General features: G+C 54.1%; 23 protein-coding genes and 1 pseudogene. 11 read left to right on the forward strand and 13 right to left on the reverse strand.

Annotation, left to right across the window (positions count from 1 at the left end; translation table 11 throughout):
- Positions 1-541: GMC oxidoreductase (locus ACFQ95_RS17165; RefSeq protein ID WP_422832896.1), on the forward strand; the 541-nt coding region annotated here is incomplete at its 5' end.
- A 162-nt stretch (positions 542-703) separates the two neighbouring features.
- On the opposite strand, the gene ACFQ95_RS17170 is transcribed toward ACFQ95_RS17165, so the two are convergent.
- Together ACFQ95_RS17170 and ACFQ95_RS17175 are read right to left on the reverse strand one after the other, a co-directional pair.
- Positions 704-1,639 (reverse strand): LysR family transcriptional regulator, encoded by a 936-nt coding sequence (locus ACFQ95_RS17170; RefSeq protein ID WP_422832898.1) that lies wholly within the window; start codon positions 1,637-1,639, stop codon positions 704-706.
- Between the two features lie 131 nt (positions 1,640-1,770).
- The gene (locus ACFQ95_RS17175; protein WP_422832899.1) at positions 1,771-2,748 is read right to left on the reverse strand and encodes a Bug family tripartite tricarboxylate transporter substrate binding protein; all 978 of its coding nucleotides are present in this window, start codon (positions 2,746-2,748) and stop codon (positions 1,771-1,773) included.
- A 506-nt stretch (positions 2,749-3,254) separates the two neighbouring features.
- Between ACFQ95_RS17175 and ACFQ95_RS17180 the strand changes: the two genes are divergently transcribed.
- Entirely contained in the window at positions 3,255-4,727 is a 1,473-nt protein-coding gene (locus ACFQ95_RS17180) for an NAD-dependent succinate-semialdehyde dehydrogenase (RefSeq protein ID WP_422832901.1), read from the forward strand.
- A 56-nt stretch (positions 4,728-4,783) separates the two neighbouring features.
- A complete protein-coding gene (locus ACFQ95_RS17185; protein WP_422833007.1) occupies positions 4,784-7,675 on the forward strand; it encodes an FAD-binding and (Fe-S)-binding domain-containing protein in 2,892 nt (963 codons plus the stop codon).
- A 226-nt stretch (positions 7,676-7,901) separates the two neighbouring features.
- Here the strand turns inward: ACFQ95_RS17185 and ACFQ95_RS17190 are convergent, their stop codons facing one another.
- Together ACFQ95_RS17190 and ACFQ95_RS17195 are read right to left on the reverse strand one after the other, a co-directional pair.
- Positions 7,902-8,888 carry a ketopantoate reductase family protein gene (locus ACFQ95_RS17190; protein WP_422832903.1) on the reverse strand — a complete coding sequence of 329 codons (987 nt, stop codon included), beginning with the start codon at positions 8,886-8,888 and terminating at the stop codon, positions 7,902-7,904.
- Between the two features lie 235 nt (positions 8,889-9,123).
- Positions 9,124-9,912, reverse strand: a complete 789-nt coding sequence (locus ACFQ95_RS17195) for an HpcH/HpaI aldolase family protein (protein ID WP_422832904.1) — start codon at positions 9,910-9,912, stop codon at positions 9,124-9,126.
- Positions 9,913-10,199: 287 nt separating this feature from the next.
- Here ACFQ95_RS17195 and ACFQ95_RS17200 point away from each other — a divergent pair, with 287 nt between their 5' ends.
- From ACFQ95_RS17200 to ACFQ95_RS17220, 5 genes and pseudogenes are all read left to right on the forward strand, one after another.
- Positions 10,200-11,039 carry a hypothetical protein gene (locus ACFQ95_RS17200; RefSeq protein WP_422832905.1) on the forward strand — a complete coding sequence of 280 codons (840 nt, stop codon included), beginning with the start codon at positions 10,200-10,202 and terminating at the stop codon, positions 11,037-11,039.
- Positions 11,040-11,320: 281 nt separating this feature from the next.
- Positions 11,321-11,905 carry a Bug family tripartite tricarboxylate transporter substrate binding protein gene (locus tag ACFQ95_RS17205; protein WP_422833009.1) on the forward strand — a complete coding sequence of 195 codons (585 nt, stop codon included), beginning with the start codon at positions 11,321-11,323 and terminating at the stop codon, positions 11,903-11,905.
- A 6-nt stretch (positions 11,906-11,911) separates the two neighbouring features.
- Positions 11,912-12,124: a hypothetical protein gene (locus ACFQ95_RS17210; protein WP_422832907.1), complete on the forward strand. Its 213-nt coding sequence runs from the start codon at positions 11,912-11,914 to the stop codon at positions 12,122-12,124.
- Between the two features lie 14 nt (positions 12,125-12,138).
- A complete protein-coding gene (locus ACFQ95_RS17215; protein ID WP_422832908.1) occupies positions 12,139-12,537 on the forward strand; it encodes an SDR family NAD(P)-dependent oxidoreductase in 399 nt (132 codons plus the stop codon).
- Positions 12,537-12,881: pseudogene (locus ACFQ95_RS17220) on the forward strand (SDR family NAD(P)-dependent oxidoreductase). The gene ACFQ95_RS17215 and the pseudogene ACFQ95_RS17220 overlap by 1 nt, the downstream one beginning before the upstream one ends.
- Before the next feature lie 386 nt (positions 12,882-13,267).
- On the opposite strand, the gene ACFQ95_RS17225 reads toward ACFQ95_RS17220, so the two are convergent.
- From ACFQ95_RS17225 to ACFQ95_RS17235, 3 genes are all read right to left on the reverse strand, one after another.
- Positions 13,268-13,717, reverse strand: a complete 450-nt coding sequence (locus ACFQ95_RS17225; RefSeq protein WP_422832910.1) for a helix-turn-helix domain-containing protein — start codon at positions 13,715-13,717, stop codon at positions 13,268-13,270.
- Positions 13,718-13,824: 107 nt separating this feature from the next.
- A complete protein-coding gene (locus tag ACFQ95_RS17230) occupies positions 13,825-14,136 on the reverse strand; it encodes an HU family DNA-binding protein (RefSeq protein WP_422832686.1) in 312 nt (103 codons plus the stop codon).
- Positions 14,137-14,256: 120 nt separating this feature from the next.
- Entirely contained in the window at positions 14,257-14,766 is a 510-nt protein-coding gene (locus tag ACFQ95_RS17235; protein ID WP_422832911.1) for a hypothetical protein, read from the reverse strand.
- A gap of 86 nt (positions 14,767-14,852) precedes the next feature.
- On the opposite strand from ACFQ95_RS17235, the gene ACFQ95_RS17240 reads away from it, so the two are divergent.
- Entirely contained in the window at positions 14,853-15,386 is a 534-nt protein-coding gene (locus ACFQ95_RS17240) for an antitoxin Xre/MbcA/ParS toxin-binding domain-containing protein (protein ID WP_422832912.1), read from the forward strand.
- Positions 15,387-15,551: 165 nt separating this feature from the next.
- A complete protein-coding gene (locus ACFQ95_RS17245; protein ID WP_422832914.1) occupies positions 15,552-15,743 on the forward strand; it encodes a hypothetical protein in 192 nt (63 codons plus the stop codon).
- Positions 15,744-15,801: 58 nt separating this feature from the next.
- Here ACFQ95_RS17245 and ACFQ95_RS17250 read toward each other — a convergent pair whose 3' ends face one another.
- Positions 15,802-16,326 carry a hypothetical protein gene (locus ACFQ95_RS17250; protein ID WP_422832915.1) on the reverse strand — a complete coding sequence of 175 codons (525 nt, stop codon included), beginning with the start codon at positions 16,324-16,326 and terminating at the stop codon, positions 15,802-15,804.
- 234 nt (positions 16,327-16,560) lie between these two features.
- Between ACFQ95_RS17250 and ACFQ95_RS17255 the strand changes: the two genes are divergently transcribed.
- On the forward strand, positions 16,561-16,926 hold the full coding sequence (locus ACFQ95_RS17255) for a hypothetical protein (RefSeq protein WP_422832917.1): 366 nt from the start codon (positions 16,561-16,563) through the stop codon (positions 16,924-16,926).
- 100 nt (positions 16,927-17,026) lie between these two features.
- On the opposite strand, the gene ACFQ95_RS17260 is transcribed toward ACFQ95_RS17255, so the two are convergent.
- The 5 genes from ACFQ95_RS17260 to ACFQ95_RS17280 are packed head-to-tail and all read right to left on the reverse strand — an operon-like array spanning position 17,027 to position 25,171.
- Positions 17,027-18,856: a TniQ family protein gene (locus tag ACFQ95_RS17260; protein ID WP_422832918.1), complete on the reverse strand. Its 1,830-nt coding sequence runs from the start codon at positions 18,854-18,856 to the stop codon at positions 17,027-17,029.
- Positions 18,857-18,860: 4 nt separating this feature from the next.
- The gene (locus ACFQ95_RS17265) at positions 18,861-20,747 is read right to left on the reverse strand and encodes a TnsD family Tn7-like transposition protein (protein WP_422832920.1); all 1,887 of its coding nucleotides are present in this window, start codon (positions 20,745-20,747) and stop codon (positions 18,861-18,863) included.
- 29 nt (positions 20,748-20,776) lie between these two features.
- Positions 20,777-22,183, reverse strand: coding sequence for an ATP-binding protein (locus tag ACFQ95_RS17270; protein ID WP_422832922.1), 1,407 nt, complete (start codon positions 22,181-22,183; stop codon positions 20,777-20,779).
- Positions 22,180-24,378 (reverse strand): integrase catalytic domain-containing protein, encoded by a 2,199-nt coding sequence (locus ACFQ95_RS17275; protein WP_422832924.1) that lies wholly within the window; start codon positions 24,376-24,378, stop codon positions 22,180-22,182. The genes ACFQ95_RS17270 and ACFQ95_RS17275 overlap by 4 nt, the downstream gene beginning before the upstream one ends.
- A complete protein-coding gene (locus tag ACFQ95_RS17280; RefSeq protein ID WP_422832926.1) occupies positions 24,365-25,171 on the reverse strand; it encodes a TnsA endonuclease N-terminal domain-containing protein in 807 nt (268 codons plus the stop codon). The genes ACFQ95_RS17275 and ACFQ95_RS17280 overlap by 14 nt, the downstream gene beginning before the upstream one ends.
- Between the last annotated feature and the right edge of the window lie 135 nt (positions 25,172-25,306).

Raw genomic sequence — 25,306 nt, forward strand, 5'->3', positions numbered from 1 at the left:
TCTCGAGGCTAAGCCCTGGTTTCCTGGCTTCAACGAATGGAAGGATCTCTTCTATCTACGCCCGATCGTTTCGCGCCCTCAAAGTCGAGGTCGCTTATGGCTTGCATCCACCGATCCTACGCATCCGCCACAAATCGATCCACGCTATTTAAGCGAACCCGACGACATGCGTGTCTTGCGGGATGGTTTTCGGATCGCCCGAGAAGTGGCTCAGCAACGGCCACTGGACGCTTTCCGGGGTGAAGAGTTGAATCCTGGGCCGAGGTGTAGCACAAGCGCGCAGATCAACGCGCATATTCGCAAGACTGCAACGACGGTGCAACATGCGTGCGGCACGTGTCGTGTTGGACGTGATTCGGGGGCGGTGGTCGATGCGAAACTGGGAGTGTACGGCGTTGAGCGGTTGCGAATTGTTGATGCCTCCGTGATGCCCACCATTCTCAACTGCAACATCCATGCAGCAGTCTTGGCGATTGCCGAATGGGCATCCGACTTAATCAGAGGCCGTTCTCTGCTGCAACCCGAGGGCGACCGAAGCTAAAACGAACAGTCAGCTCAATAGAACTTAGTGCGTATTCCAGTTAGGTTGCCCATTTGCTCCGCGAATAGTTGATCATCAATTAGTAAGAAATCTAGTGTTGCTCATCTTGCGCGCATTAGGCTCCAAACAGGGGATGGCGGTAGATCAGGATGAATCAAATGGTTAAAGACAAACTTTTTCCACAGGCGAGTCGAGTGAGGTCAACTCTGTCCCCAAAGTTTCAATTTGTTTGATCAGATCCTTACTGGCTTCGTCAAGAGGCGCGCGTTCTCGAAAGATTACAGCAATGTCTCGCTTCATCAAGGGAAGAGTAATGGATAGGGCCCTTATGGTGCCATCCCGAACATTGGAGACCACTGAGTGCGAAGGCAGCATTGTCAAATGCTCGCTCGATTCCACAAGCGATTTAGTGAAATCGATCGAGCCGCATTCAACAAGATGGGCAGGGGGGTTGAGTCCTTCTGCCGCCATAAGTTTCTCAAGCACATTCCGTTGTGGCCAGCCGACCATGGGGCAGACCCACGGATAACGCGCGAGGTCGGCCCAATTGACTGCCTCTAGTTGAAAAAGTGGATGGTCTGAACGCGCAAAAACACACAGCCGATCTCGAAACAGAACACGCTGCTTGAGGCCATCCGGAAAAACGTCGAAGAACTCAGTTTGGCCGACGATGAAATTGAACTTGCAGGAGAGAAGCCCAAGAAGCAATTCAATCTGGACTTTTTCGACGATACGAACCAGCGTGTCGGGGTGTCGAAGACGCCATCTGGCGATTGCACGTGGAATCACACTGCTACCGAGCGTCGGTAGTACGCCGACAGTGATGGCGCGAACTTTTCCGGCATCTGCTTTGATTTGCCCTTGCGCCAGTTCCATTTCGTCTTTGATCAGCCGGGCGTGTGCGTAGATCAGCTCGCCAGTGGCAGTGGGCGAAATCCCCGCGGGGCCTCGCTGAAGCAAGCTCATGCCGAGCTCCGCTTCAAGTCGATCCATAGACTTCGAAAGAGCGGGTTGGGAAACGGAAAGGAGCTTCGCGGCCTTGGCCAGGCTACCTTGTTCGATGATCGTGGTCAGGTGCAAAAGCTTTCGTGGGTCCATGGTGTCTCCAGGCATCCCGCCTCTTCGTGGGCGTTACGCAGTTTAAGGCTAGACCGCGTAGCTATAAGCCCGGATCATTATGCATGTTCGCTCCAATGAGCTTAGAAGCACTCGATTTCAGGACAAACCAGTCAGTTGGAGTCGGTAATGCCGTTGTCTTTGATGACCTTTTCCCAGCGAACCGCCTCGCCCTTCATGTACGCGGCGATGGCCGCCTGGTCTCGATACTCCACACTGAAACCGCTAGACGCCAGTTGCTCTAGAACCCCTGGATCTTTCAGTGCCTTAGTAAACGCCTCACCAAGTTGAGTCACGGTCTGGGCTGGCGTGCCAGCTGGTGCCAGAAATGCATACCAGAGCCGCGGAGAAAAGTCGGCAAACCCGGCGCTTGCCATCGTGGGTACGTTTGCAAGTTCAGGTTGCGGTGCGCTGGAAGTAACTGCCACGGCCCTCACCCTGCCTCCTTTGACGAGTGTTGCAGCTTCAGTTGCCGAAGAAAAGAACGCTTGTACCTGACCTCCCAAGAGCGCTTGGACTGCGTCAGGGCTACCCCGGAACGGAATGTGAGTCCCAGTTCCGCCGATTTCATTTAGGAATCTCACGGCTGAGAGATGCGCCAACGTACCGTAACCGCCTGATGCATAAGTGATGCCGTTGGCCCCCTTGGCAGCTTTGGTCACGTCCACAATTGTCTTCAGATTAGATGAGGCAGGAACAATCAGCGCCATTGGGTAAGACCCGACGCCGACGATGGGCACAAAGTCCCGTTGAAGGTTATACGGCAGCTTCTCACGCAATACAGTGATCACAACACCAGAAGCCGTCAGGCTCAGAAGTGTGCAACCGTCTGGTTTAGCCTTGGCGACGAAATCAGTACCAATGGTCGTGCTGGCACCTGCCTTGTTTTCCACAACGAAGGACTGTCCTAGCAGCGTGGCCGCTTTATTTCCAACGATACGGCTGACAACATCCCCCCCACCGCCTGGGGGGTTGGGGACGATCATTTTGATCACCGAGCAGGTGCTCTGCGCCACTGCACTATCCAAGACGACGGCTTGTGCCGCGCTTAGTAACGCCACCACATACAAAAATCTCTTTCCCCTATTCATCTTGGCAACTCCTAATGTCACTGTGACACCTTATGAGCGAGTCTAGGTACCCTTCGCCAAAAGGAACTGCTCCGTTTCCTGATGCCTATAACCATCGGTTATGGCCGGTGGCTACGCACCCGTTCTTATCGTTGACGATGGGTTTCATTCGCTTCATCATCGACATCGTTAGGTGACTGCACCGAAGTTCGGATAGGAGCTACACCGCGTTAGCTAGCTAGGCGAAATAATTTTTCGCCTCTCTCTTGAAACGCTTCGGATAAGCCTGCTGTTGCAACTAACTTTCGCTCTTTGGAAACTGGTGAAGAAGAGCTCAAAAAGGTCTGTACGAGCCCGCTTATTTCAGGGGCGTTAAGCCTCAAAACGCAACGCCAGTAGCGAGAGATTTCGTAACTTGAATGGAACATGACATTGCGAAATGAACGTGCGACTCTGGCCAGTCACCAATAGGCCGATGTAGACCTACCGCCTAATTTATTACAGGCCTATCTCAACCAACAAAAATCATGGACCAAGACTGCACTCTCCCCGAGCTGATTCGGAACGCCAATTACATTGACGGTGTCTGGAAGCCGTCTGCCGATAGTCGTTATTTCAATGTGACGGATCCGGCCACCGGTGTGGCCATCGGCCAAGTGCCTGATAGCGGTGTTGTTGACGCCCGGATAGCCGTCGATGCCGCGTACGCCGCATTCGCTTCTTGGCGAAAGGTTCCGGCCAAAGCACGGGCGCAGATCATTAAGCGCTGGAATGACTTGGTACTTTCACGCACGGACGAACTAGGGGAACTGATCTCGCGCGAGCAAGGCAAGCCGCTGGCAGAGGGAAAAGGCGAAGTCGTCTACGCTGCAAGCTACATCGAGTGGTTCGGCGAGGAAGCCACCCGCGCGAATGGCGACGTGATCCCAGCAGCGGTTCCCGGACGTCGGATGTTCGCAATTAAGGAGCCGGTCGGTGTTGTGGCGGCGATCACGCCCTGGAATTTTCCAGCAGCAATGATTGCGCGCAAAATCGCACCCGCTCTGGCGGCGGGTTGCACAGTGGTGTGCAAGCCCGCAGAAGATACGCCGCTCACCTCCCTAGCGCTGGTAGCGTTAGCCGAGCAGGCCGGCGTTCCCAGGGGAGTGATCAATATCGTGACGGCCTCGCGAGAAAGCACGCCGGAGGTGGTGGATGCTTGGCTTGACGATCCGCGCGTGCGCAAGGTTACATTCACAGGCTCTACGCCCGTTGGAAAGCATTTGGCACGGCGCAGCGCCGATACGCTTAAAAAGCTCTCGCTCGAGTTAGGTGGTAACGCACCGTTCATAGTGTTTGAAGACGCCGACATTGAGGCTGCAGTCGAAGGGCTGATGGTTTCGAAGTTTCGTAACGCAGGCCAGACTTGCGTTTGCCCCAACCGTGTGTTCGTGCAGGCAGCAGTGCACGACGCATTTGTCAACAAGTTGGCAGAGCGGGTCGGCGCGCTGAAAGTAGGCCCATTCACCGATGCCATGTCGCAGATCGGACCCATGATCAACGAGCGTGCCATCGAAAAGATAGAGCGCCACGTCATGGACGCCGTGAGTCGCGGCGCAAAGGTCCTCGTCGGAGGCCGCCGCTTGCCCTCTATTGGACCTACCTACTATGCACCTACCGTGCTGACAAAGGCCAACGCCACGATGACGTGTAGCAGTGAGGAGACCTTTGGCCCAGTCGTACCGATCACGCGATTCGAGACAGAAGACGAGGTTATCGCCGCGGCGAATGACACGCCTTTCGGCTTGGCGGCGTATTTTTTCAGTCAGGACGTCCGCCGCATCTGGCGCGTGGCAGATGCGCTGGAGACCGGCATTGTCGGCGTTAACGAAGGTGCTCTGGCGGCCGAGGCCGCGCCTTTCGGGGGTGTAAAGGATTCGGGCTATGGCCGCGAGGGTTCAGTGCACGGCCTGGATGATTTCCTGCACGTAAAGTATGTCTGCCAGGGGCAACTCAATTGAGCAAATCACTCACATCAGACAGTCACGGGCTCGCGGAATTCGCAAGGCGGGATGAACTGGTCAAGCATTTGAGCAATGCGATACAAGGCGAAGTGCGCTTCGATTCCGGAAGCCGCGCTCTATACAGTGCAGACGCTTCGAACTACCGGCAAGTTCCGATAGGCGTGGTTGTACCGAGGAACATCGACGATATCGTCAAAACGGTAGCTGTCTGTCGGGAATATGGGGCCCCAATCCTGGCACGCGGCGGCGGCACTTCGATGTGCGGGCAGAGCGTCAACGTGGCAGTTGTTATCGACACCTCTAAGTACGTTAACCGCGTGCTCGAAGTCGATCCGGTTAAGCATCTGGCCTTAGTCGAACCCGGAGTTGTTTGCGACGTACTCCGCGATGCGGCTGAGCAATATAACCTGACCTATGCGCCCGATCCCGCTACGCACAGCCGTTGTACTTTGGGGGGAATGATTGGCAACAACTCATGCGGTCCACATTCCATGATGTCGGGCAAGACAGAAGAGAATATTGAGGAACTGGAGATCTTGACCTACGACGGTGCACGGTTCTGGGTAGGGCCGACTAGCGAGGAAGAGCTGGAGCGGATCATCCAAAGTGGCGGACGTCAGGGCGAAATTTACGCTGGACTAAAGGCTCTTCGCGACAAGTACGCAGATGAGATTCGCGCGCGCTTTCCGGACATCCGGCGTCGCGTCTCGGGGTACAACCTTAACCAGCTGCTGCCGGAGAATGGCTTTAATGTTGCGCGAGCTTTGGTTGGCTCTGAAGGTACTTGCGCCCTGACACTCCGGGCACGAACCAACCTGGTGGCCAGCCCTCAGGGACGCGTGGTTGTGGTGGTGGGCTACCCCGATATTTACCTGGCGGGAGACGCGGTGCCCACCTTGCTAAAGTTCCAACCGATCGCGATGGAGGGGCTTGACGAACGCATCATCGGGGGACTCCGCGAGCGCAACTGGAAGCTTGATGACATAGCGCTACTTCCCGCCGGCAACGCATGGATCATGGTCGAGTTTGGCGCCGATACGCCCGAACTGGCGGCAGCGCGCGCGCGTGAGGTGATGGACGAACTGACCCAGCTCTCCTCCCCACCGTCAATGTATCTAGCGGAGAGTGCAAAGACGCAGGCACGCCTGTGGTCGATTCGCGAGCAGGGCGCCTCTGCTACCTCGATGAGCAATGTACCGGGTGAACCCGATCCAATCGTCGGCTGGGAAGATGCTGCGGTCGATCCGGCGCGCCTGGGTGACTACTTGCGCGAGTTTCAGCAGTTGATCGACCGGTGCGGCTACAAGACTTCACTTTACGGACACTTCGGTGATGGTTGCATCCATGCGAGGATCACCTTCGACTTGCGAAGCGTGCCGGGAGTGCGTCAGTGGCGAGAGTTCCTGATCGATGCTTCCAGGCTGGTGGTTAAGTACGGTGGCTCGCTCAACGGCGAACACGGTGATGGAAGGGCCAAATCGGAATTTTTGCCGATCATGTTCGGCGAAACGCTAATGCAGGCCTTCCGCGAATTCAAGGAAGTTTGGGATCCAGGCCACAAACTAAACCCACACATCATCGTCGACCCCTACAAAGCTGACGAGAACTTGCGTATGGGCCCAGACTACCAGCCGCTACGCCCAATTACGCACTTCTCATTTGCAGACAAACAGGGAGGTTTCACGCGCGCGGTCGAACATTGCATCGGCATGGGCAAGTGCCGATCGACCCAAGTCGGCACCATGTGCCCGAGTTTTCGCGCCACTGGTGAAGAGCGCTATTCCACTCGTGGCCGTGCCAGATTACTTTGGGAAATGCTCAAGGGGGAGGTCATCACCGATCGCTGGCAAAGCGAAGAGGTCAAGGAGGCGCTTGACCACTGCTTGGCCTGCAAAGGATGTAAAAGCGACTGCCCAACGCATGTGGACATGGCTACATACAAGGCCGAATTTTTGTCGCACTACTACGAGCATAAGGTACGGCCAGTGCAGGCGTACTCGATGGGCATGATTGGGCGCTGGGCCCCCCTGGCAGCTGCGCTCCCGGCTCTAACCAACCTTGTGACACAGACTCCGGGCTTGAAGAGTATCGCCAAGGCTATGGCAGGTATCGCTCCCGAGCGGAACATCGCACGTTTTGCACCCCGCAGCTTTCGCAAGTTGTTTGAAGCCCACCAGCCCAAGGCGCAAGGCGAACGACGCGTGATGCTATGGCCTGACACTTTCAACAATTACTTCCATCCTGAAACTGCAATGGCTGCGGTACGGGTGCTCGAACACGCAGGCTACCGCGTCGAGATCCCTTCGGTGAGTCTGTGTTGCGGTCGGCCTCTGTATGACTTCGGGTTGCTAGATCAAGCGCGGTCGCAATTGCGCGAGATCCTCGACGCGCTGGGCCCGGCGATTGCTGCCGGCGTGCCGCTCGTTGGCCTGGAGCCGGCATGCGTGGCGGTTTTTCGCGACGAGATGGTAAATCTTTTCCCCGACGATGCCCAGGCTACAAAATTGTCAAAGCAGACATTTATGTTCTCGGAGTTCTTGGTCAAGCAGGCACGCTACCAGCCGCCGCCTCTCAAGATGAAGGCGATCGTGCACGGCCACTGTCACCAGAAAGCGCTGATGGGGATGAGCGACGAGGTGTCGCTGCTGAGTGCCATGGCGCTCGACTTTAATCTGCTCGACTCCGGCTGCTGCGGCATGGCGGGCTCCTTCGGCTTCGACAAAGAAAAAGTCGCCTTGTCGATGAAGATCGGTGAAATGGTGCTGCTGCCACATGTACGTGCTGCGGATCAGGATACGCTGGTCATTACCAACGGGTATAGCTGTCGCGAACAGATCACGCAGGGCGCGCAGAGAGACGCACTGCATCTGGCGCAGGTGATCGATTTGGCAATCCAGCGTGAGGGCAGCGCGCGACCCCAGCAGCCTCGATCGGAACTTGCTTAGTTGAGAATGGAGATCACGGTATTGATGCAGGCAGGAAACCAGCTGTTGTTGGCGCCGTTGTCATGATGTTCACATGAGGTCTGGCCTGCTTCCACCGTTCTTAACGACGAGACTAATGTACGCGGCCGGCGTGACAGAAATGGGGTGGTTTTCTCCAAATCGCGAACTCTTGTGCAATTGAGCAGCCGCGGTTCTCGACCGCGGGCTGCAGCACAAAGCAGCTTGGTCAGCGTATTGGTTTCGTGTACAGGCCCGCGGCGCGGGCCTTCTGTATTGCAAGTCCCACGATCAGGTCGCACGTAGGTGTCGGCACTTCTGCGAGCCTGGCGAGTTCAAGTGGCGCTGCCAGAAGTGCCTCGACTTCCATCGCTCGCCCAGCCATCAGATCCTGCAGAATACTCTGCCTGTGTTTTGATACCCTCAAACGAGAAAGCCCCAGCATCGGGTCGCCCACCGAACAGCCGAGGGCCTGGGCGATCGCAGCGCCTTCCTGCGTCATGCGCTCTGCTGCCGCAAGGGATGCTGGACAGGCAAGTGCCTCACCCATCGTTGAAGCGGTAAGAATGCCTAGAGAACCGCCTACAAGATTCATCAGTACTTTCTCCCAAACCGCGTCGCGGATCCTCGAGGTCACCTCAGCCTGTAGCCCGCCAGCACACATCGCGGCCGCGAGCGCATCCAACTTCTCGTCTGCACTGCCGTCGGGTCGTCCAAAAACAATACGGTTCTTAGGGTTCTGAACATGGATGACACCTGGTCCGGTGACGGTGCAGGCGGTATGTGCGACAGCCCCAACTGCCCTCTGTGGGTCAATGTTGCGCCACACTGTGTCGCCAGGGTCGATCGTAGATAGCCGTTTGCCGTCCAGCCCTCCACCATGGGCGTGGAAATACCACCACGGGATACCGTTCATGACAAAGAGAACCGATGTGCCGGGGCCAAGCAGGGGCGCAATACTTTCAGCAACTTTCGGCAACGCAGGAGCCTTCACCGTAACGATCACGATGTCCTGCACGCCAAGTGTGACCGGATCCTCGGTGGCGATCGGTTGGGAATAAAGCAGCCCTTCCGGTGTTTGCACACGCAAACCGTGCTCACGAATGGCAGCAAGGTTATCGCCACGTACGACCAACGAAACCTTCACGCCAGCTACAGCCAAGCGCCCTGCAATGTGACCGCCGACCGCCCCCGCGCCATACACGCAAACTCGCATATTTTTACTCCTGATTGTGTGGGTTGAAGGTCTATCGCAACGAATCGACCGTGGACGAACATGACTCAAACTCTCGCCACGACTGCATATAGACTCAGTCCTTGCCCATCCATCTTGGCGTCGGTGGTAGACACCCACTGTCGTTGCGACTAGGCGCTGTGCCCACGCGATTTCTGTTCACGAGGTGAGAGACGGGGATGCAGCTAAATGCTGAGGCTAGGCAAGGGAATTAACATCAGCCTATTTCCTTGCGTTTTTGCGTCGCTGCGTTGACGAGCATTGAGAGATCAGCGCCGAGCGAGACATACAGTCCACCCATTGCGACATACTTCTTAATTAAGTCGGGTCTGGAAGCAAGCCCGCCGACACCCAGCGCCTTACCGTGTTTGCGGCAAGCTGCTAACACCTTTGAATAAGCCTCTTCAACAATAGGGTGGTCAAACTGACCCGGTACTCCCACCTCGGTGCACAGGTCGTTTGCCCCGACGAGCAAAATGTCGACACCTGGTACTGCAGCAATCTCATCGGCGGCAGCAAGGCCAGCTGCCGATTCGATCATTGCGACAATGGTGATCGCCGCGTTCAGCTCCGCAGTGGCTTCGCTAGCTGGCAAGGAGCGATACCCCAGTTGCGACATGATGCCGGGGAGAGAGCGCTCTCCTTCGGGTCTGTATTTCGCACAGCGGACTACTGCGCGAGCATCCTCCGCTGAATGCATGTCCGGGACGATGACTCCGATGGCACCTGCATCAAGTGCGCTCGTAATGATATGCGGGTCAACGCCCGGGACGCGGACAAACGGTGCGACGCCCATCGCTAGCGCAGCAATACTGATTTGGCCAGCGGTTTCAATCGAGATGCCACTGTGCTGTAGGTCGATGTAGAGCGCATCGAAGCCGGCCGCCGCAGCAATAGCGCCGATCTCGGCGCCACGCACAAGTCGAACAGTCATTGAGAAAACGGGTTCGCCACGGGCGATCTTGTCGTTTACGAAATTGGGTATACGTTTGATTTTGGCGAACATGAATCAGTCGGACCTCGTTGTTGCGCACTAATGGCAGCGTCTTCTGAATGAGCATTCGCGTCGACATGGAGACGAATGACATCTCGCTGCACTGTCGACCGACGCGGTGTGGAGCCTTGATGTTGGGTTGGGCCACAACCTAAGTCAAGCTGTGTGTGATCGAGGGTATAGCCGAGAGGAATATCTGGGTGAAACCCTTTCTTGATGCTTCGCTTCTCCATCCCTAAGATTGGTCGAACCGCACAGCTTGTCGTGCAAGCTTCAGCACCAATCAGTCAGGAGATCACATGCGAGTATCGGAAGTATCGGCAGCCGAGTCAGGCGTTGTTGGGAGCATGCGCGAAGGCGTGCTCGAACTAAAAATTTTGCTTACTGGCGAAGACGATAGCCCCAATAACTTCTGCTTGCAAATGAATCGCACTGGTGCTGGCGGTTGGGGTACACCTCGTCACAAGCACAACTTTGACCAGGTGCGCTACGTTCTAAAAGGCGAATACCCGTATGCGCCGGGGAAGGCTATGCCCGAGGGTTGGATCGGCTATTTCCCTGAAAGCGTCTCCTACGGTCCGCAAGCGCGGCCAGAGGGATTGGAAGTGCTGACAGCGCAATTTGGCGGCGCGAGCGGCAGTGGTTTTTTAAGTGTCGCCAGGAGAGAGGCTGCGAACAAAGCTCTCCAAGAGAAGGGCGTATTCAAGAACGGCATCTTTACCTATTTCGACGAGACCGGTAAGCGTCACAACCAGGACGGTTCTCAGGCCTGCTTTGAAGAAGCCACAGGGCAGAAGGTTAGCTTTGCCAAGCCTCGATATGACGACGTCGTCTTGATGAATCCGGCCAACTATGACTGGATCCCTGACTCGACGCCTGGCGTGGCTACGAAGTGGCTCGGGACGTTTACCGAGCGACAAACCAAGGTCGGACTTACCCGCATCGACGCGGGTGCTTCGTTCCCAGCTGGCGAAGCGGACTCACTTGAGCTCATGTTCTTGGCAAAGGGGAATCTCATCTGGGAGGGGCAGGAGTACGGCCCCCATACCGCGTTCGAGTTCCTTGCGAACGAAGGGCCTATAGCGCTGAAGGCTAAGACGGAAAGTGAAGTTCTTCGTATCGTTTTGCCCAAATTTTAAGTTTTCGATCGCCTAACAGGGGAAGGCATTCTCCCCCTCATCGATCGCCTCGAAGTCGAACGCAGCTGTGCATTCGGCCAGAATTGTGCACCCCAAAAAAATGGAGACAAACATGAACACCCGAAAGTTTCTACTCGCTGCCTTAGGCCTAATCATCGTCGCAACGATGCCGGCCCGCGCGCAAGTCTTTCCAGATAAACCAGTGCAGATTTGATGCCCTATACGGCAGGAACCGGCCTAGATGCTGTGATGCGCCACGTCGGAGAAAAACTTAGCAAGGTCTGGGGGCAGCACTCATCATCGACAACAAACCCGGTGGCAACCGATGGAACGGTCTGGATGCCGTGAAACGTTCGACACCAGACGGCTATACGTTCTTGCTGGTAGACCAGGTGATCATGTCGCTGCATCCCGATTTGTACAAGAAGATGCCGTTTAACACTGCCAAGGACTTTCAAGCGGTGGCGCCGATGTATTCGACCAACTACTTCATTACAGTCGCTGCTGACTTAAAGATCAACAACTTTTCCGACCTGATCTCTGAGGCCAAGCGCCGAGGCAGCCCGTTGAGCTACGGCTTGTCCGGCGTGGGCAGCCAGTTACACATCGGAGGGGTCATGGTGGAAGCTGCTGCCGGGATGCCAATAATTCAGGTAGCAAATAAGGACATCCCGCAGATGTATGTGGATGTCAGTCAGAGCCGAGTGGATTTCGCCTTCGCCACGGCCGTAACGGCAGGTCCTCTGGTGAAGGGCGGCAAGATCAAGTTCATTGCTTTTGCCGATCCCAAGCGCCATCCTTGCTTTCCAGATGTGCCGACTGTGGCCGAGTCCAGCGGGCCCGCCGATCTGAAAGTGAGCACCTGATTTGCGTTGTTCGCGCCCAGCGGCGTGCCAGCGGCGGCGGTCAGCAAAGTGAATGCTGACATAACCCCAATCATTGCCGCACCCGAGACGCAAGAGTTCCTGGACAACATCGGGTTCATCGCCTGGCCGAGCACTTCGAAAGATCTCGCAGACACCATGGGCAAAGACGCCATGGGTTACAACGATTTCGTTAAGCGATGCAAACTGTCTCTGGACTGAGTCTGGAGCTAAGAATGCAAAACACCATCACCCAGCTTACCGAAGACCCCGGTGTTCCAGTCGCTGCAAGGGATTTTAGTGTTAAGGACATCGTCGTGATTGTTATTGGAGCCGCGCAGGGCATCGGGCGTGAGCTTGCGCGACAGTATGCTGCGGCCGGCGCGATTCCCGTGGTGGCCGACCTCAATATCGATAAGGCGGAGAGAGTCGTAGCCGAAATACGTGACGATGGTGGAACGGCCTTTGGCGTTGCTGTGGACATCGGAGATCGCGAGTCGGTTAATGAAATGGCGAACGCGGCGACTGCGAAGTTTGGGCGGATCGATGCACTCATTAGCAACGCGGCTATTTTTGTTGCCACGCTGCCGAAGCGACCGTTCGACCAAATCCACTTTCCGAATGGGAGCAGGTAATGAAGGTGAACACGACCGGGGTCTTCAACTGCGTGTGCGCCGTTGCGCCGCTTATGCGCGAGACGGGTTGGGGTCGTATCGTCAACATTTCTTCCGACGCGGTGTGACTGGGTGTCACGAACTACCTTCACTTCGTCACGTCTAAGGCGGGCCTGATTGGAATGACCAATTCGCTTGCACGCGAGCTTGTCCCGCATGGAATCACGGTCAACTGCGTTCGGCCGGGCGGTGTCGCGACTGAGGTCGACCGGACTGTCAATCCGACGATTGAGCTTCGTCAAAAGATGCTGGCTCAGCAGGGCGTGCCCCGCGGACAAGTGCCTTCCGACCTCGCGGGTACCTGAACCGCCTATGCAGCTCCATCAGACGTTTAAATCGCGGTGTAGCATTTCGCCCTGCCGATTGAAATGCAAATCTGGCTTTTGCCCAGACTGCAATGGAGGACAAAACACCGTTATTAAGATAATCTTTCTTATCACGATAGCCATGTCACCTTCCCAAGGTAGCTAGACGTTGTCGGGTGTTGGGTTCTACATTTAGGTGACCTATACAGCTTGATTCTGCTGGCGAGGAGAGCCTCAGGGTGATCTTCGGCACACTTAAGATTCCAGTGGCTTATCACCCACGATGGGACGGATGGTGCGAGAAGTCCGTTGATGGGCTGGGCTCCCTCGCCCTGAGCGTGTTTGGGTGTTTCCAGAAAATCGATCTGGATGAGGGCGACTTGAAATCAACTTTGAAGCTGGGCCAGTGCGCTCCTCTTCCCCATCTTCAGCAACGCCTGAATGCGCACAAGTTGTGCCGCTCGCGGTTGCACTTTGCCGGATTCCCACTTGTAGACCGAGAGCGCAGAGGCTTGGACTAGCGTTGCTACCGCCTGCTGCGAGATACCTAACTGTTTTCGTTTGGCTAGAAGCGCTGCGGCATCGAACTTGAACTGACGTCCGCCGCGAGGCAAGACTTCAACCTCCGATTCCGGTTTCTCCGCTGGAACGCGGCGACCAACCGATTTCTGCAAAGACTTGACTTGAGATGTGAGATTTTTGACATCGCGTTTGAGGGCCGCGATGTCGGAGCGTTGCGTGCTGACCGTCTTGCGCAAGGTGGCCAATTCAGTCTTGAGTTCTTTGCGCGCGACACGCAGAATTTCGCTGCGGAAGGCGGAGGTGAAATTTGTCATGGAAAAAGCTGAACGATGCAAAGGTGCTGCGTAGCTTAGCAGTCACACAGAAAAAAACCCTTCGAGGTGCGACCATCGAAGGGCTACGGCAATCCACGAAGGACTAATTACTTGCCAGCCTTCTCTGCCTTGCGTTTGGCTGCCTTAGGATCCACAACTGCCTTGAACTTGGCACCGGCCACAAACTTGGGCACCGTGGCGGCAGGGATCTTCAGCGCAGCGCCGGTTGCGGGATTCTTGCCGGTGCGGGCGGCACGCTTGGCCGATTTGAAGGTACCAAAGCCCACCAGTTGTACAGCGTCACCCTTCTTCACTGCCACCTGGATGGTTTCGATGAGCGTCTCCAGGACGGCATTAGCCGCGGTCTTGGACAGGTCGTTCTTGGAGGCGAGGATTTCTACCAGTTCAGCGCGATTCATATTGGATGGGTTGTTGATAAATGGAAGGTGCAGTTTACCTGTGTGCTACGACGGGCTTCCAACTGCGTTTGACCATGGTCGCTCACGTGTGAAGTGGCGCGACTCCGCCCGTATTCGTACTTAGATCCGATTTTCGCCAGAGACCTCATGTTCACCCGAAGTCATTGGAATTTTCGAAATCTGATCACCGGGTCCGATCCAGAACTCGTGGTATCCACAATGCTCGGAGAACACGGCGACTCGATGCATGTTCCCATCGGCCGGTGTTTCGCCTACAAAAAATGCTCGATTGAACTTCAGATCAGAACCATCCTTGAATTGAATGTGAACACCGGAATCAGCAAAATCGGCGGCCAATAGGTTGTCATCGACAATGTTTGCAGCGGTACGGCCCAGCCGTGTTGCAAGTGCAGCCTGCCAGTTCTCTAGAATACAGATCGCAGGCATAGCTATTCTTTGCTTGAGGCGATCAAGCTCTTGCTGGGCTGCAACGCGGATGGTGTCCGTCGGCAGAATTTCATCCTCGCTGAGTACACGGTCCGAGAAAGCTCCTCCGGCATCCATCGTCGCGACTGCGTAGTCAAGCCAAGATTGAAAACCGGTCGGTGGGGTTGGCGTTTGCGTGCTCATATCGAACCTCCATCTTCTCGTACGGATTGGTGAGACGCATCAAAATTGTGATGGAATGCAGGACTGACTTCCACCGAGGAAAAACCATGCTTCGCGGGTCGAGCTGCGTCGAAAAGGCAGATTTTTGGGCAATGCCGCGTGCAAGGGGGCGACATCTCCTGATCGACTCACGTCGAAATCTTCTCGACCTGGTGCTTCAAGTGAACCAATCATCTGGGCTCACCTTATTTCATGCGGTGGAAGCCGGCGTCCCCGCGCGCCTGATCGAAGTGTTCGCAGACGCAACTCGTATGCCGGTATCCACGGTAATGCGCCTCGTCGGAATTTCTCGTACCGCATTTCTTCGGAGGCGTGAAGCATGTGAACCATTGCCCGATGTTGCGGGGCATCGCGCTATGAGTCTCCTTCGGATCGCCGCTACTTTGCACCGTTTGCTTGACGAATGTGGCGATCCACAACAGTCCGCGACATTTGATGAGTTTGCCTGGTTAGCAAAATGGATTCAGCAGAGCCTTGCAGAGCTTGAGGGGCAGACCCCAGGTGACATGCTGCGAAATCCAGAGGGGCTACGAGTTGTTGAGAGTTTGCTGGAGCGAACGCGTGGGGGCTTGGCTGCATAGCACGGAACTTTGGTGGTCATTCGATGAATGACCAGAATACTGTTGCTGTTTAAAAGCCTTGGCCACGAACCTCCGCTTCAAAAGCCTTTTGACATAGATGTTGGTTGCCACCCTTGGCGAAACCATGTAATTTGTTACCCCAGCACGTGTGCTCTGGCGTTCATCATGTCTAAAAAATTCACTGTTACCAATGTGCATTCGCCATCGCCGGGCGTAAAGAGTGAGGGGCGAATCTACCACCTGACAATGGCAGGCATCCCAAAGGTGGATGCAAAGACCAAGGCACGATTGGAGGCAGCAGCCCGCGACGCGAACCGCAAAAAGCGCGACTTCCCGACCCTTTCTGTCAAATCCTGAGACTCGCGGCTCCATAACGTAAGAGCAACGCTTGCGCTATTGGGCCTAATAAACCCTTTCACTCTCGCAGTAGCTCCAGGTACAGCTCGAAATTCCCCTTAAATGCGTTGCCCTGTTCTGCCAGATTACGTAGCGCAGGTGTTTGCATCACAGTGCTTTTTGCGCTGTCGTTGAGTAGGTCCGCGTACGCCGAAATGAACCACATCTGGAAAGTCGTGCTTGTTTTTGGCTGGTTCCCGGAGATTTTGTATTGGAGGTGAATTGCTTCAGATATGAACAGGGGCGTAAGGTTTGGGGAGAACTCAAGCTGGGAATGCGGATCCCTGTCCGCGTGTTTGAAAAAGTTCTGAGCCCGATTCAACAATTCGACCCATTCTTTGCGCCGATCGGCGCAAATCATTACGTTGTCTCTAAGACAATTTACGAATCCTTGTCTGGCACCAAGATCCGCTAGCACCTGGAAGGCGGCAGAGGCTAGTGCGTGTACGGCAATCATGTTTCTTTGTTCAAAGAATAGATTGATCGCCTCACTCAATAGCCGCTCTGCTGCGTCGAGCTTTGTGACTTTTTCCGTCGAAAACATGGAATCTACCTTTTTCACAGCGCGCAGCTCTCTTTCCCCAATTCTTATAACGCACTGAGGAAAATCCGCAAGGTTTGTGCCGCACTACGAGAATGCAGAAACGCTCCTCATTCTCGAACTGGCCTTAAGGCGGGCCCGCCGACGGCATCGCGGACCTGTGAGCTCTACCGAAAACGCATGCAAGGAGCGCCAAATCTATGGCCAACGGAAGCCGTTGGCGAGTAGCATTTCACTATGTCTAAGAAAGCAGCCCAGAAACATCGCTCGAACCTACTCAGCCGTGGTTCGCCCGTTGATCAAGCTTGGCTTGACGCGGCACTTGTCGGGGGTGAATTCGGAAGCCCGGACTATGAGCGATTGACTGAGCTGGATCAGGCTGCGTTCGTCGCATTCCAATCGTGGGCCCAGGTGCGGAAGTGGCTGCTCACACCCAACAATCAGCTTGAGGGCGCCTGTCCCGAAGATGTGGCGCGAAGCCCCGAAGGATTTGGCAAAGTCATGTCAATCTTGACGGTAGCGGGTGGGCGTGTCAGTGATGACTTTATGCGTGAAAACGAGGCGTTGCCTGTCCAGGAGAGAGATAAGCCCACTGGACTTTAGTGAGGCGGAGGGGTAAGCGCAGAGAAACTCCGCTGCCAGTCGAAACAGGATGACTGGAGGCCTGACGAATCAAGCATGTTGGTCCCTGTAAAAGCTCACCTTAACAGCCGATTTCCGGCTTGAGGCCGAACCGAACTACCTCAGGCAATTGTTGACTATGCGGAAGAGTAATGGGACCAGAGCCTTGATGGATAAGTGGTTGTACAACGCATGAGCATGCTGAGGTCGATTTGTCTACAAGTATTTGTAGTTCCTGATCTGAGACTTGATTTGAAAAAACGGAAGCCAATTCTCTGACTCCGGACATCGAGATCTTTCGACTTTCGGTTCGAAGCTTTTTTAAAGCCCATCTAATTTTTTTTAGATGGAGATCTTTGTTTGTTGCTGAAATTTTGTCGCTCAGTAAGGGATTTATTCTAATCAACTTTCTCACTTGTGCTAGTGATATTCCGCTTTGTCTACATAAACTCAATGGAGTTAGGCGTCGTGGGCGACTGTCAGAATCATTAATCTTCTCGAGTTCATCGATAATTTTTATTAGTTGCGCTACTTTTAGGCTGGTTTTGGCTTTGCTAAATCTAGTGATGCTTTCTTTTTTCTTTGGTAAAACACTCATTAGCCAGATGTTGTCTCGAATTTTTGCTCTCTTAAAGGCATTACTCTCGGCGCTGTTTGTTTTTTTTATTTGATCTGATTTTCTTTTTTTGTAAAGATTGAAAATTATTTCTCTGTCAGAGTCTATTGTTGGCAGTGGGGGTAATTTGATTTCTGGAAAGTGGGTTGAGATAAGTCCGGGGTTTTTGATTCGCAGCAGCCAAAATGCATTCGAGTACTTCAAGTTTTTATTATTGGATTTATGACGATGCTCGGAAATCTTTTTTAAGGCTAATTCTGATGAACTTGGGTTGGTGTGGTAATTAGTAGTTGGCAAAGAATGTAGTTTGGATGAGATTTTTTTGATTTCCCTTATCGCTTCATCCAAGCTAACGTTCTTTGCAACGAGGAGGGCACAGCAATCCGGTGCACGGATGCTGTTAAGAGGCCCCTCCCTTCCTGCTAAGAGGCCGGTTACATCATGTGTAAAGGTGCCAATCTCACGAGAGTACTTTTGATCGAAGGGGCTGAAGCAAGGGCTCAGGATTTTTTTGATGGTCGTGCCATATCGCTTGAAGGCTATTTCTTTTCTTGTTGGTTTTCGATTGATTAGTTCTTGAAAGAAAATTTTCACATGACCGTGATCCCAGTCGTTTGAGGTGTGGTTAAGTGCCTGAGCACTTATCTTTGCTAATTTGGCATAAGGATTAAATGGATCTTGAAAATTTTTGTCTTTGATTAACTCGTGGCCGCACAAGCATTGAACTTTAGGGAGTCCTATCAGTTGATAAACAATGGCTGGTGTTCCAGCAGTGCAAAGACGACATGAATTGTCTAGTAGACAAGAGTGGCGCGAACAGAAGAAGACGTTGGGTAACTGGTGAGATCGATGCCAATATGGCTCTCCATATCTTTTGTAATCTTCCTGCAGACAGTGTGTGCAATATTTTGGTTTGGCCCCTCTGGTCGATATTCCAGATAGCTGCAAAGCTTTAAAAATGCGGGTTCCTATAAAGTAGGAAATATTGGGGGTTGATTCGGTTCCTTTGAGAAATCCTTCGTTAGAGCTACCTCTGTCGAATACCAGCCAATAGGGCAAGGTCGTCATCTCATGCAAAACACGTTCGTAGTTTGTCCCGAGGGTATTGAACAGATTTTGTATATGTGTGCTGTAGGTTGGGACATCAAAAAAAGAAGTAGCAATCTTTGACGGGAAGCCCGCATCTGTCGTTAGTTTTTGCCAGACGCTTTTTCCATTGTGTAGTTTGAGTCGCGCTAACCAAGAACCAAGAATTTCATCCGGATAGGGTTGAAGCAGGTATGGAACGCCTAGCATCGATCTAAACCTCCAAGGTGAGCGATAGGAGTCGTTTCGCCTGCTGCATGGCATGTGCTTTAAGCGTAGGCGACCAAGTTTTGAGGCCCGCGACTTTTTGAAGTCGCCACCAGGTCAAAGCATTTCCCTCTTGATGGATCTGTTCGATGCAGCGAGAAATGCGCCGCATCTGATACATTTCTCTCGATTCGGCTAAAGCATCGAGGCAAGCCATTAGCTGTGGCAACTGCGCGCCATGGGTTCGAACCATGCGTTCGCCCAAGGATTGGAGTAGCCTCGATCGGCTTAAACGGGAACAGTTCTTGTCTCGCTTCAATGCCACCGCGTAGTCCAGCACTTTCCTGCTCAACTCGCGGTCTCGTGCGGGCCAGTCGACGCGGTTTTGTTTTCCGCTTGGTCGCTGGAATCGTTGGCAGGTACTGAGCAGCCACTCGTGGTCATGGCGATACAGCCACGCGTACGTGCTTCCGTCGAGCGCGCGAACAGCATTAACCCCCTCCTTGCCGTGCAGTTTGAGAAGGTGCCCCCAATTGCTTCGATATCTGCGGTGGCTAACGACATTTCGCGTCGCCTGTAGACTTTTCAATGAAGGGGCAATTTCCGAACGTAGGCGGTACACGCTGCTTGGCGAAACCTTGTGCACCACTGCAACCTCTGCTGGCGTGAGCCCTCGCTGTAGGTCCACTTTGATTGCTGCACGCATGGATTCGTTGAGGCTCTTACAGCGGGAAGCGATCGGGATCTTCAATGCTCGGCGACGAAGCACCACCGTGGTGGTTGAAAGACCAAGGGAGATTGCAACTTGTCGGCAGGAGCAGGTGGTATCAAGCAGCAGTTTTCTCTGAAGAGCGTCCGAGCTTTCGTTTGGCCGCGTCGCTTCGCCTGATGGCTGGATGGTTGATGACGGGGCTTCTTTTCGCGTCCAGGGGGCGAGTGCGATCTGCGTAGATTCGCATGCTAGACGGAAGTCATGAATTGATTCAAAGAGAAATCCAATGAGAACCAGGTGGCAAATTGGATGCGTAGCTACGCCCGGTCGATCAAAAACGGTTCTGAGCCAGCACAAGGGATGCGATTCCGACGATAGGAGACGTCGCTTGTGCTCAAAACCGTCGAAGTCTGCGTAATGCTTGCGTAGTATGGCCGCGAGTTCGTGGAAGTCGATTGCGTTGTTTGACCGAGTGTGACCAAGTTGCTCAAAGGCCCGGTAGTAAACGGCGCGGAGTTGCCAAGGGTCTTGTGCAGGTAGCCTTGCCTCCAAAAGCTGCTTGGACAAGCTCGCAAAGCGCATTTGTTGTGCGGTAGCGCGTTCGAGTGTCGCCTTTTGGTCCGCGGTGGGCGGCAGGGTTATGCGCTGTCTTTGGGGTAAGCTACTGGTCGAGGCACCAGTCGTGAGAACGTCCCCGTGAACTGGGCAGCATCTGACCCCGGGCAATTGATGGCTAGCGTGCCAGAAGCAACAGCCCCATTGCTCGAGATCCGTCAATAGGCAGCGATGGCAATAACGCAAAGGCGGATTTGCGCCAAATCGATTCGCAACTCGCCCCAACAACGTTTTGAGGCCCTGGCCGCCACCAAAAAAAATTGAGTGCATCACCTGCGCATGGCGCGCCGGGTCGATGAATGGGCGGTGGTAGGGATAAAGTGTGCCGCGGTCAATCAACTCTTCGATGCTTCCGCATGGACTGAATACGCCCAAGCGCTGATGGAAAGGTTCTAGCCGAGTCGGTAGATCTACGACGGGGATCAGTTTCTCGGCTCCGAAGAGCGTCTTCACCAGGGTACGAGGAGGCCCCAACACATTGAGCATTGCCGCGCGACCAACCCAAGAATACAAAAGTTCGTCCGGAAGCAGCGCTGGAGCGAATTGAAGCGAAGAGGCTGGCTTCATGGTGCGGCCAACTCAGTCTTGGGACATGTTTAAACCACCAGGGGGTCCTCTAGTGGGAGGTCAGGCCATGACTCTTCGTGCTGATCTGATTTTTTGTTGGAGGCTGCGACCTTTGAGCGATGGGCGTGATGCTTGGGCTGCCCGCTGACCTCCTCGAACTCGTCCGATGTCGATTTTTTGGGAGTTGTGTCTTCTACTCCCAGCATCTTGCGCAGTGCCTTGTATCTGGGGCTGAGAATCAGATCGTCAAACGCCTGTAAGGCATTCGGATTTTTGCTGCGCAATGCCATGATGGCCGGCTGCAGAAATGCCATATCGGTGGCGGCTGTGCGTTGAAATGCCTCCGCATCCACGACCTCCCGCCGCCCAATCTCGTTTCGCTGGGCCAACATGAACGCTAGGCAGGCAAAAGCTGTGTTACCGGCTGAAGCAGCGAACCATGCATCGCGCACGGAATTTTCGAGTCGACCTTTATTTTTGACAAATGTGTAGTCCCACATCGTGTCGCAAAATGCGTTCCATTGCGCATCGCCCTTGCGCATGGGCTGGATGACGGTCTCACCGTAGGAGGCGAGCTTTCGGGTGTTTCGTACATTGCCTTCGAGAACGCTTTGAACCGCCGGTGTGGCGAGGACCATCAAACTGATGCCTAAGCGTTCGATGACCTCACTAAAAAGGTTCAGCACGACTTCCCCTTTTTCACCGCGTGCGGCGCGTAGGTTTTGCAGTTCGTCGACGATTAGAAAACCGAGTGAAACGGCTGTGGCCACCTGATTCATTTGCCGCGCCATTTCCGCGATTGAGCCCGCAGAGCGTGCTTGCCTCAAGTAACTCGTCCCCAGCAGACGATCAATCTCTTCGAAGAACTGAAGGCATAGACTTTTAAGAGTCGCGTCATGAGGCATGCGCAATACAAGATAAACGACTTGCTGGCAGCGAAGGTGTTGGCCCTGGTAATCGTTATGCGTGATCACTTGGGGGTAGCGCAGTAGGAACGCATTCATGAAAGTGGTTTTTCCCATGCCGCTGTGTGCCATCACGAAGTATCCCTTTGCAGTAGATTTCCAGTTGGCAGGAAACATGACCCCATCTGCACCCTGAGCGGCAAGGGCATGGCGGCGCTGTACGTCAATGACCGACAGTGGGTGCCGTGCAACGTAGGCTTCTCTGAGAATAGTGGCCCCGGCCAATCCAGATTTTTGATACTCCGGAAATGGCATGACGACTTCGTCGATGATGCCCAACTCCATCGTTCTGACAATTTCCCCTTGCCTTCGCGTGGCCGTGGTCGGCGCCGGTGGGTAGTTGGAAAGACTGGTCAGGAACTCGCTTTTTGTGCTCTCAAGTATCGGCAGCGCCTCGATGAATGGATTGCCGTCGAAGCGGCGGACCCCTGTCGGGGTGTACGAAGCGTCTACATGCGTTCCCTTGTTCATGATTGGCTCCTGTGTTTGCGTATGGTCTCTAACTGATCAAGTCGCTCTTGCTCTTCCAGTTTTTCCCAGCTTGATTGGGCAGATACGTCCGAAGGCTTCTTCGGTTTCGGGGGCTGTTTTTGCTTTCCTAGCAGTGCCTGTTTGATGTTTTCAGTTTCCAATTCGCGTGCGTTTTGCAACCCGCGCTTGTCGAGTTTTTCTGGTGTTCCAGTGGGGCGCTTTCTGGGACCACGCTTCGTTTCCTTCGCCGTCACGCGCTCGATGAGACTGTCGTTTTCGGCCTGGGCCCAAAAGCGTGCGGTTTGCGTAGAAAGTGCCTCTTCTTCGTCTAGGCTGATGCCGAACAATTCACGAGCTGCGCCTGCCGTTATGTGAAACTTTGCCCACTCCCGGCGCGCGGTAACAACGAAGATCTCCATGGGCATGGTCTTGTCGAGCCGAATCTGAACAGCGCGAGCACGTTTGGCCCAACTCGACGCCAAAGTGTGAGCCAACGCGTTGACTGGTTGGTATGCTCGGCCGCGATAGCGAAGAAGGCCCTGCGAACCACTCGCCTGGTCTGTACTCAACAGCATTCTTTGGTAATCTTCATCGGTGAGCGGCGCGAGGCGAACGCCGGTGAGATTTTTTATTCCCCAGAGATACGCTTCTTTCGGTGTAGGGTGAACACCCGCCTGGGTAAGCATTCGCATGCGTCGAAGACTGGTGTGGGGGCTATTGTTGTGAGCGTCGATGATCTCGACGATCACGCGATAGGCATCTGACAGCGAATGCACCGCGGCGGCTTCTGCACGACGTGCGATCCGTTTGGTTTGAGGATCCAGCGGCCGGTCAGCATAGACCCCTTTGATCCTCATGCTGGTCATCCGTCGTTTGAATTCGCGAATAGACCTTTCCACGATCGCTTTCCCGTCTGGGCAAAGTGGTGGGAGAACTGTGTGGTCGATACGGAGATCGTTCACCACGGCATTTTCGAAAGCATCGGATAGGAACTCGGAGCCGCGGTCACTGCAAATCACGGGAGGCATGCGGCCAACGGGCCACCGAGTGTCGTCAATATTGATTCCTAGTTCGCGAAAGCGTGTTTCGCGAGAGGTGAACGCGATCAGCAGTGCATGGCGCACTTCTTCGTATGAAGGCGGACGCAACGACAGGTATACCGCGACCACAAATCGACTCCAACGGTCGATGATGAGGTAGATCGTGGGCTTACCTACCTGTACCGGTGGATCCGCATCTGAAACTAAAAAAAGACGCCCAACAGTTGCGTCAATTTCGTAGATCTCACCAGGGCCGGATGCGCGTACTGAGGCTAGATAGCCAGAGTTTTTCTTATAGATTCGGGCGTTTACCGACAGATCTGCACTAAGTTTTACATGGGTGGAGACGTAGTAACGGAATTGCCGTTCCGTGACCGGGACTGGACGTTTCTTTTTGACGTACTCATCAAATACCTTTTCATGGCGCTCCTTAAAAGCTTTCTGCAGGTATTTCGGATAAACCGATGTGATAAAAGTGGCGCCCTTTCGCAACTCTGCTTTATAGCTTTCGATCATGTCGGCGATGTCATCTTCACCGACAACGAAATTGTTGCTCCCCAACTCTTCCGCTAGAAGAGGCTGTCGACCTCGCCGCCTGGTGAGAGGCGTATTCCCTTCTCCATCTGGGCAAACTGCTGTAGGTGACTTTCCTCCTGGTTTTACTCCCGGATAGAGTGGTAACAGCGCGAATCGAATACGTCCAAAATAGTAGAAACGCTTCACCAGCCGAGTCAGATTTAGCCAACTAGTGCTAGTGCTGTCTGCACGTTCGCAAATGAGCGTATTGAACCTGCTTCTTGAGAGATTTGACTCACTTTCAAACGCGGTAATTAACGGTTCAATCAAGAGCCAACTCGAGTCCAGTTCGATCGCTCTGGAGGATTCCTCAACCGGCTGAATAAGCCCCGGTGGGAGGTGGATTTTTCCCCATGTTGAACCAGGGGTGTCTATTAACTCTTTTAGCTCGGGGAGTGGGATAGGGATAGGCCTGCGCGCGTAGCGCGCCTGTGCAGCAGTACTAACCCACATGCCGTAAACCGCTCTCGAGAAGACGTGCGTCAATCTGAGAAAACGGTCTGAAGTTTCACCCACACGCAGCACCAAGCCGGCGGTGAGCCCGGAGTATTGAATTGGGTGGAAGTCAGGTTCGTTCATGCTGCTGATGCAAAACGACTGGCATGTTCATTTCCAACAGATGCTTGAGCGAGACAGGGATCCTGTCCGACCATGCGCAATAGCGGAATAGGCCATCAGCCAAATCCTGATGTAGGCGGAGCTGCTTCGACGTCATGTTGATCAGATCAACTAAGCAGACATTTGGCTTGTAGGACGCAAGAAATCTTTGAGCAAATCGGTCAGCAGCTTGCTCCGATGGTCGTTCACCGTGTTGAAACCACGCGCGGATGAAGCGTAAGTTAGATAGTACGGTTTTGTTAAATGCAGAGGTGTCCACCAGTGTCCATGGGATGCCTCTTTGACTGCACCAGTCATATTCAATGGACAGTCTGAGGCGTACAGCAGGGTCAGCGGCTTCTTCTGCCGTTTTGATACTGGCTGCTCGGGTTAGAACGCCAGTGTCCGACTGTTCCATGATTAGAAAGTCGATCGTAAAGGGCTGGGGAATATAGCCGCGGTACTGATGACGAACCCCAGCTGCGGCACATAGCTCTAAGGTTCGATCAATATCCAAAATTGGCCACTGTTCGAGAACATCGACAGTTGTACGCTTGCGCTCAGTCAAAAAGAAGTAAATCGCCTCCAACTCGGAGAGCAGGTGGTAAGGGCGATGATGAATGATGCCCGGGACATTTGAAGAGGTCCCTTGGGATGGAACGTCTCTGATCTTTAGCCAGGGTACGTAGCTCTGACCAAACCCGACTCCTCTGCCGCGGCGAATTTTTCCGCGCAGATATGGAGGATAAAGACCGGGGTCTGTCTTCCAGTGCATGGAAGCGGATAGTATTCCTAATTGTCGAAATTATCCACAATTCATTTTTTTAGTCAGAATTATCCATAACTTTAGTCAATTCAAGGTTGTTCTCGCCAATTAAAGTCGTAAACAGCCCTCCAGCATTGGCGCGGG

Origin of the sequence: Variovorax sp. HJSM1_2 (assembly GCF_049316285.1) — a bacterium.
GTDB lineage: Bacteria > Pseudomonadota > Gammaproteobacteria > Burkholderiales > Burkholderiaceae_C > Rhodoferax_B.

Bases quoted from the DNA above. Each gene is read 5' to 3' on its own strand.
- ACFQ95_RS17170 (WP_422832898.1), bottom strand. From the start codon at position 1,639: ATGGACCCACGAAAGCTTTTGCACCTGACCACGATCATCGAACAAGGT.
- ACFQ95_RS17175 (WP_422832899.1), bottom strand. From the start codon at position 2,748: ATGAATAGGGGAAAGAGATTTTTGTATGTGGTGGCGTTACTAAGCGCG.
- ACFQ95_RS17180 (WP_422832901.1), top strand. From the start codon at position 3,255: ATGGACCAAGACTGCACTCTCCCCGAGCTGATTCGGAACGCCAATTAC.
- ACFQ95_RS17190 (WP_422832903.1), bottom strand. From the start codon at position 8,888: ATGCGAGTTTGCGTGTATGGCGCGGGGGCGGTCGGCGGTCACATTGCA.
- ACFQ95_RS17195 (WP_422832904.1), bottom strand. From the start codon at position 9,912: ATGTTCGCCAAAATCAAACGTATACCCAATTTCGTAAACGACAAGATC.
- ACFQ95_RS17200 (WP_422832905.1), top strand. From the start codon at position 10,200: ATGCGAGTATCGGAAGTATCGGCAGCCGAGTCAGGCGTTGTTGGGAGC.
- ACFQ95_RS17215 (WP_422832908.1), top strand. From the start codon at position 12,139: ATGCAAAACACCATCACCCAGCTTACCGAAGACCCCGGTGTTCCAGTC.
- ACFQ95_RS17225 (WP_422832910.1), bottom strand. From the start codon at position 13,717: ATGACAAATTTCACCTCCGCCTTCCGCAGCGAAATTCTGCGTGTCGCG.
- ACFQ95_RS17230 (WP_422832686.1), bottom strand. From the start codon at position 14,136: ATGAATCGCGCTGAACTGGTAGAAATCCTCGCCTCCAAGAACGACCTG.
- ACFQ95_RS17235 (WP_422832911.1), bottom strand. From the start codon at position 14,766: ATGAGCACGCAAACGCCAACCCCACCGACCGGTTTTCAATCTTGGCTT.
- ACFQ95_RS17240 (WP_422832912.1), top strand. From the start codon at position 14,853: ATGCTTCGCGGGTCGAGCTGCGTCGAAAAGGCAGATTTTTGGGCAATG.
- ACFQ95_RS17245 (WP_422832914.1), top strand. From the start codon at position 15,552: ATGTCTAAAAAATTCACTGTTACCAATGTGCATTCGCCATCGCCGGGC.
- ACFQ95_RS17250 (WP_422832915.1), bottom strand. From the start codon at position 16,326: ATGTTTTCGACGGAAAAAGTCACAAAGCTCGACGCAGCAGAGCGGCTA.
- ACFQ95_RS17255 (WP_422832917.1), top strand. From the start codon at position 16,561: ATGTCTAAGAAAGCAGCCCAGAAACATCGCTCGAACCTACTCAGCCGT.
- ACFQ95_RS17260 (WP_422832918.1), bottom strand. From the start codon at position 18,856: ATGCTAGGCGTTCCATACCTGCTTCAACCCTATCCGGATGAAATTCTT.
- ACFQ95_RS17265 (WP_422832920.1), bottom strand. From the start codon at position 20,747: ATGAAGCCAGCCTCTTCGCTTCAATTCGCTCCAGCGCTGCTTCCGGAC.
- ACFQ95_RS17270 (WP_422832922.1), bottom strand. From the start codon at position 22,183: ATGAACAAGGGAACGCATGTAGACGCTTCGTACACCCCGACAGGGGTC.
- ACFQ95_RS17275 (WP_422832924.1), bottom strand. From the start codon at position 24,378: ATGAACGAACCTGACTTCCACCCAATTCAATACTCCGGGCTCACCGCC.
- ACFQ95_RS17280 (WP_422832926.1), bottom strand. From the start codon at position 25,171: ATGCACTGGAAGACAGACCCCGGTCTTTATCCTCCATATCTGCGCGGA.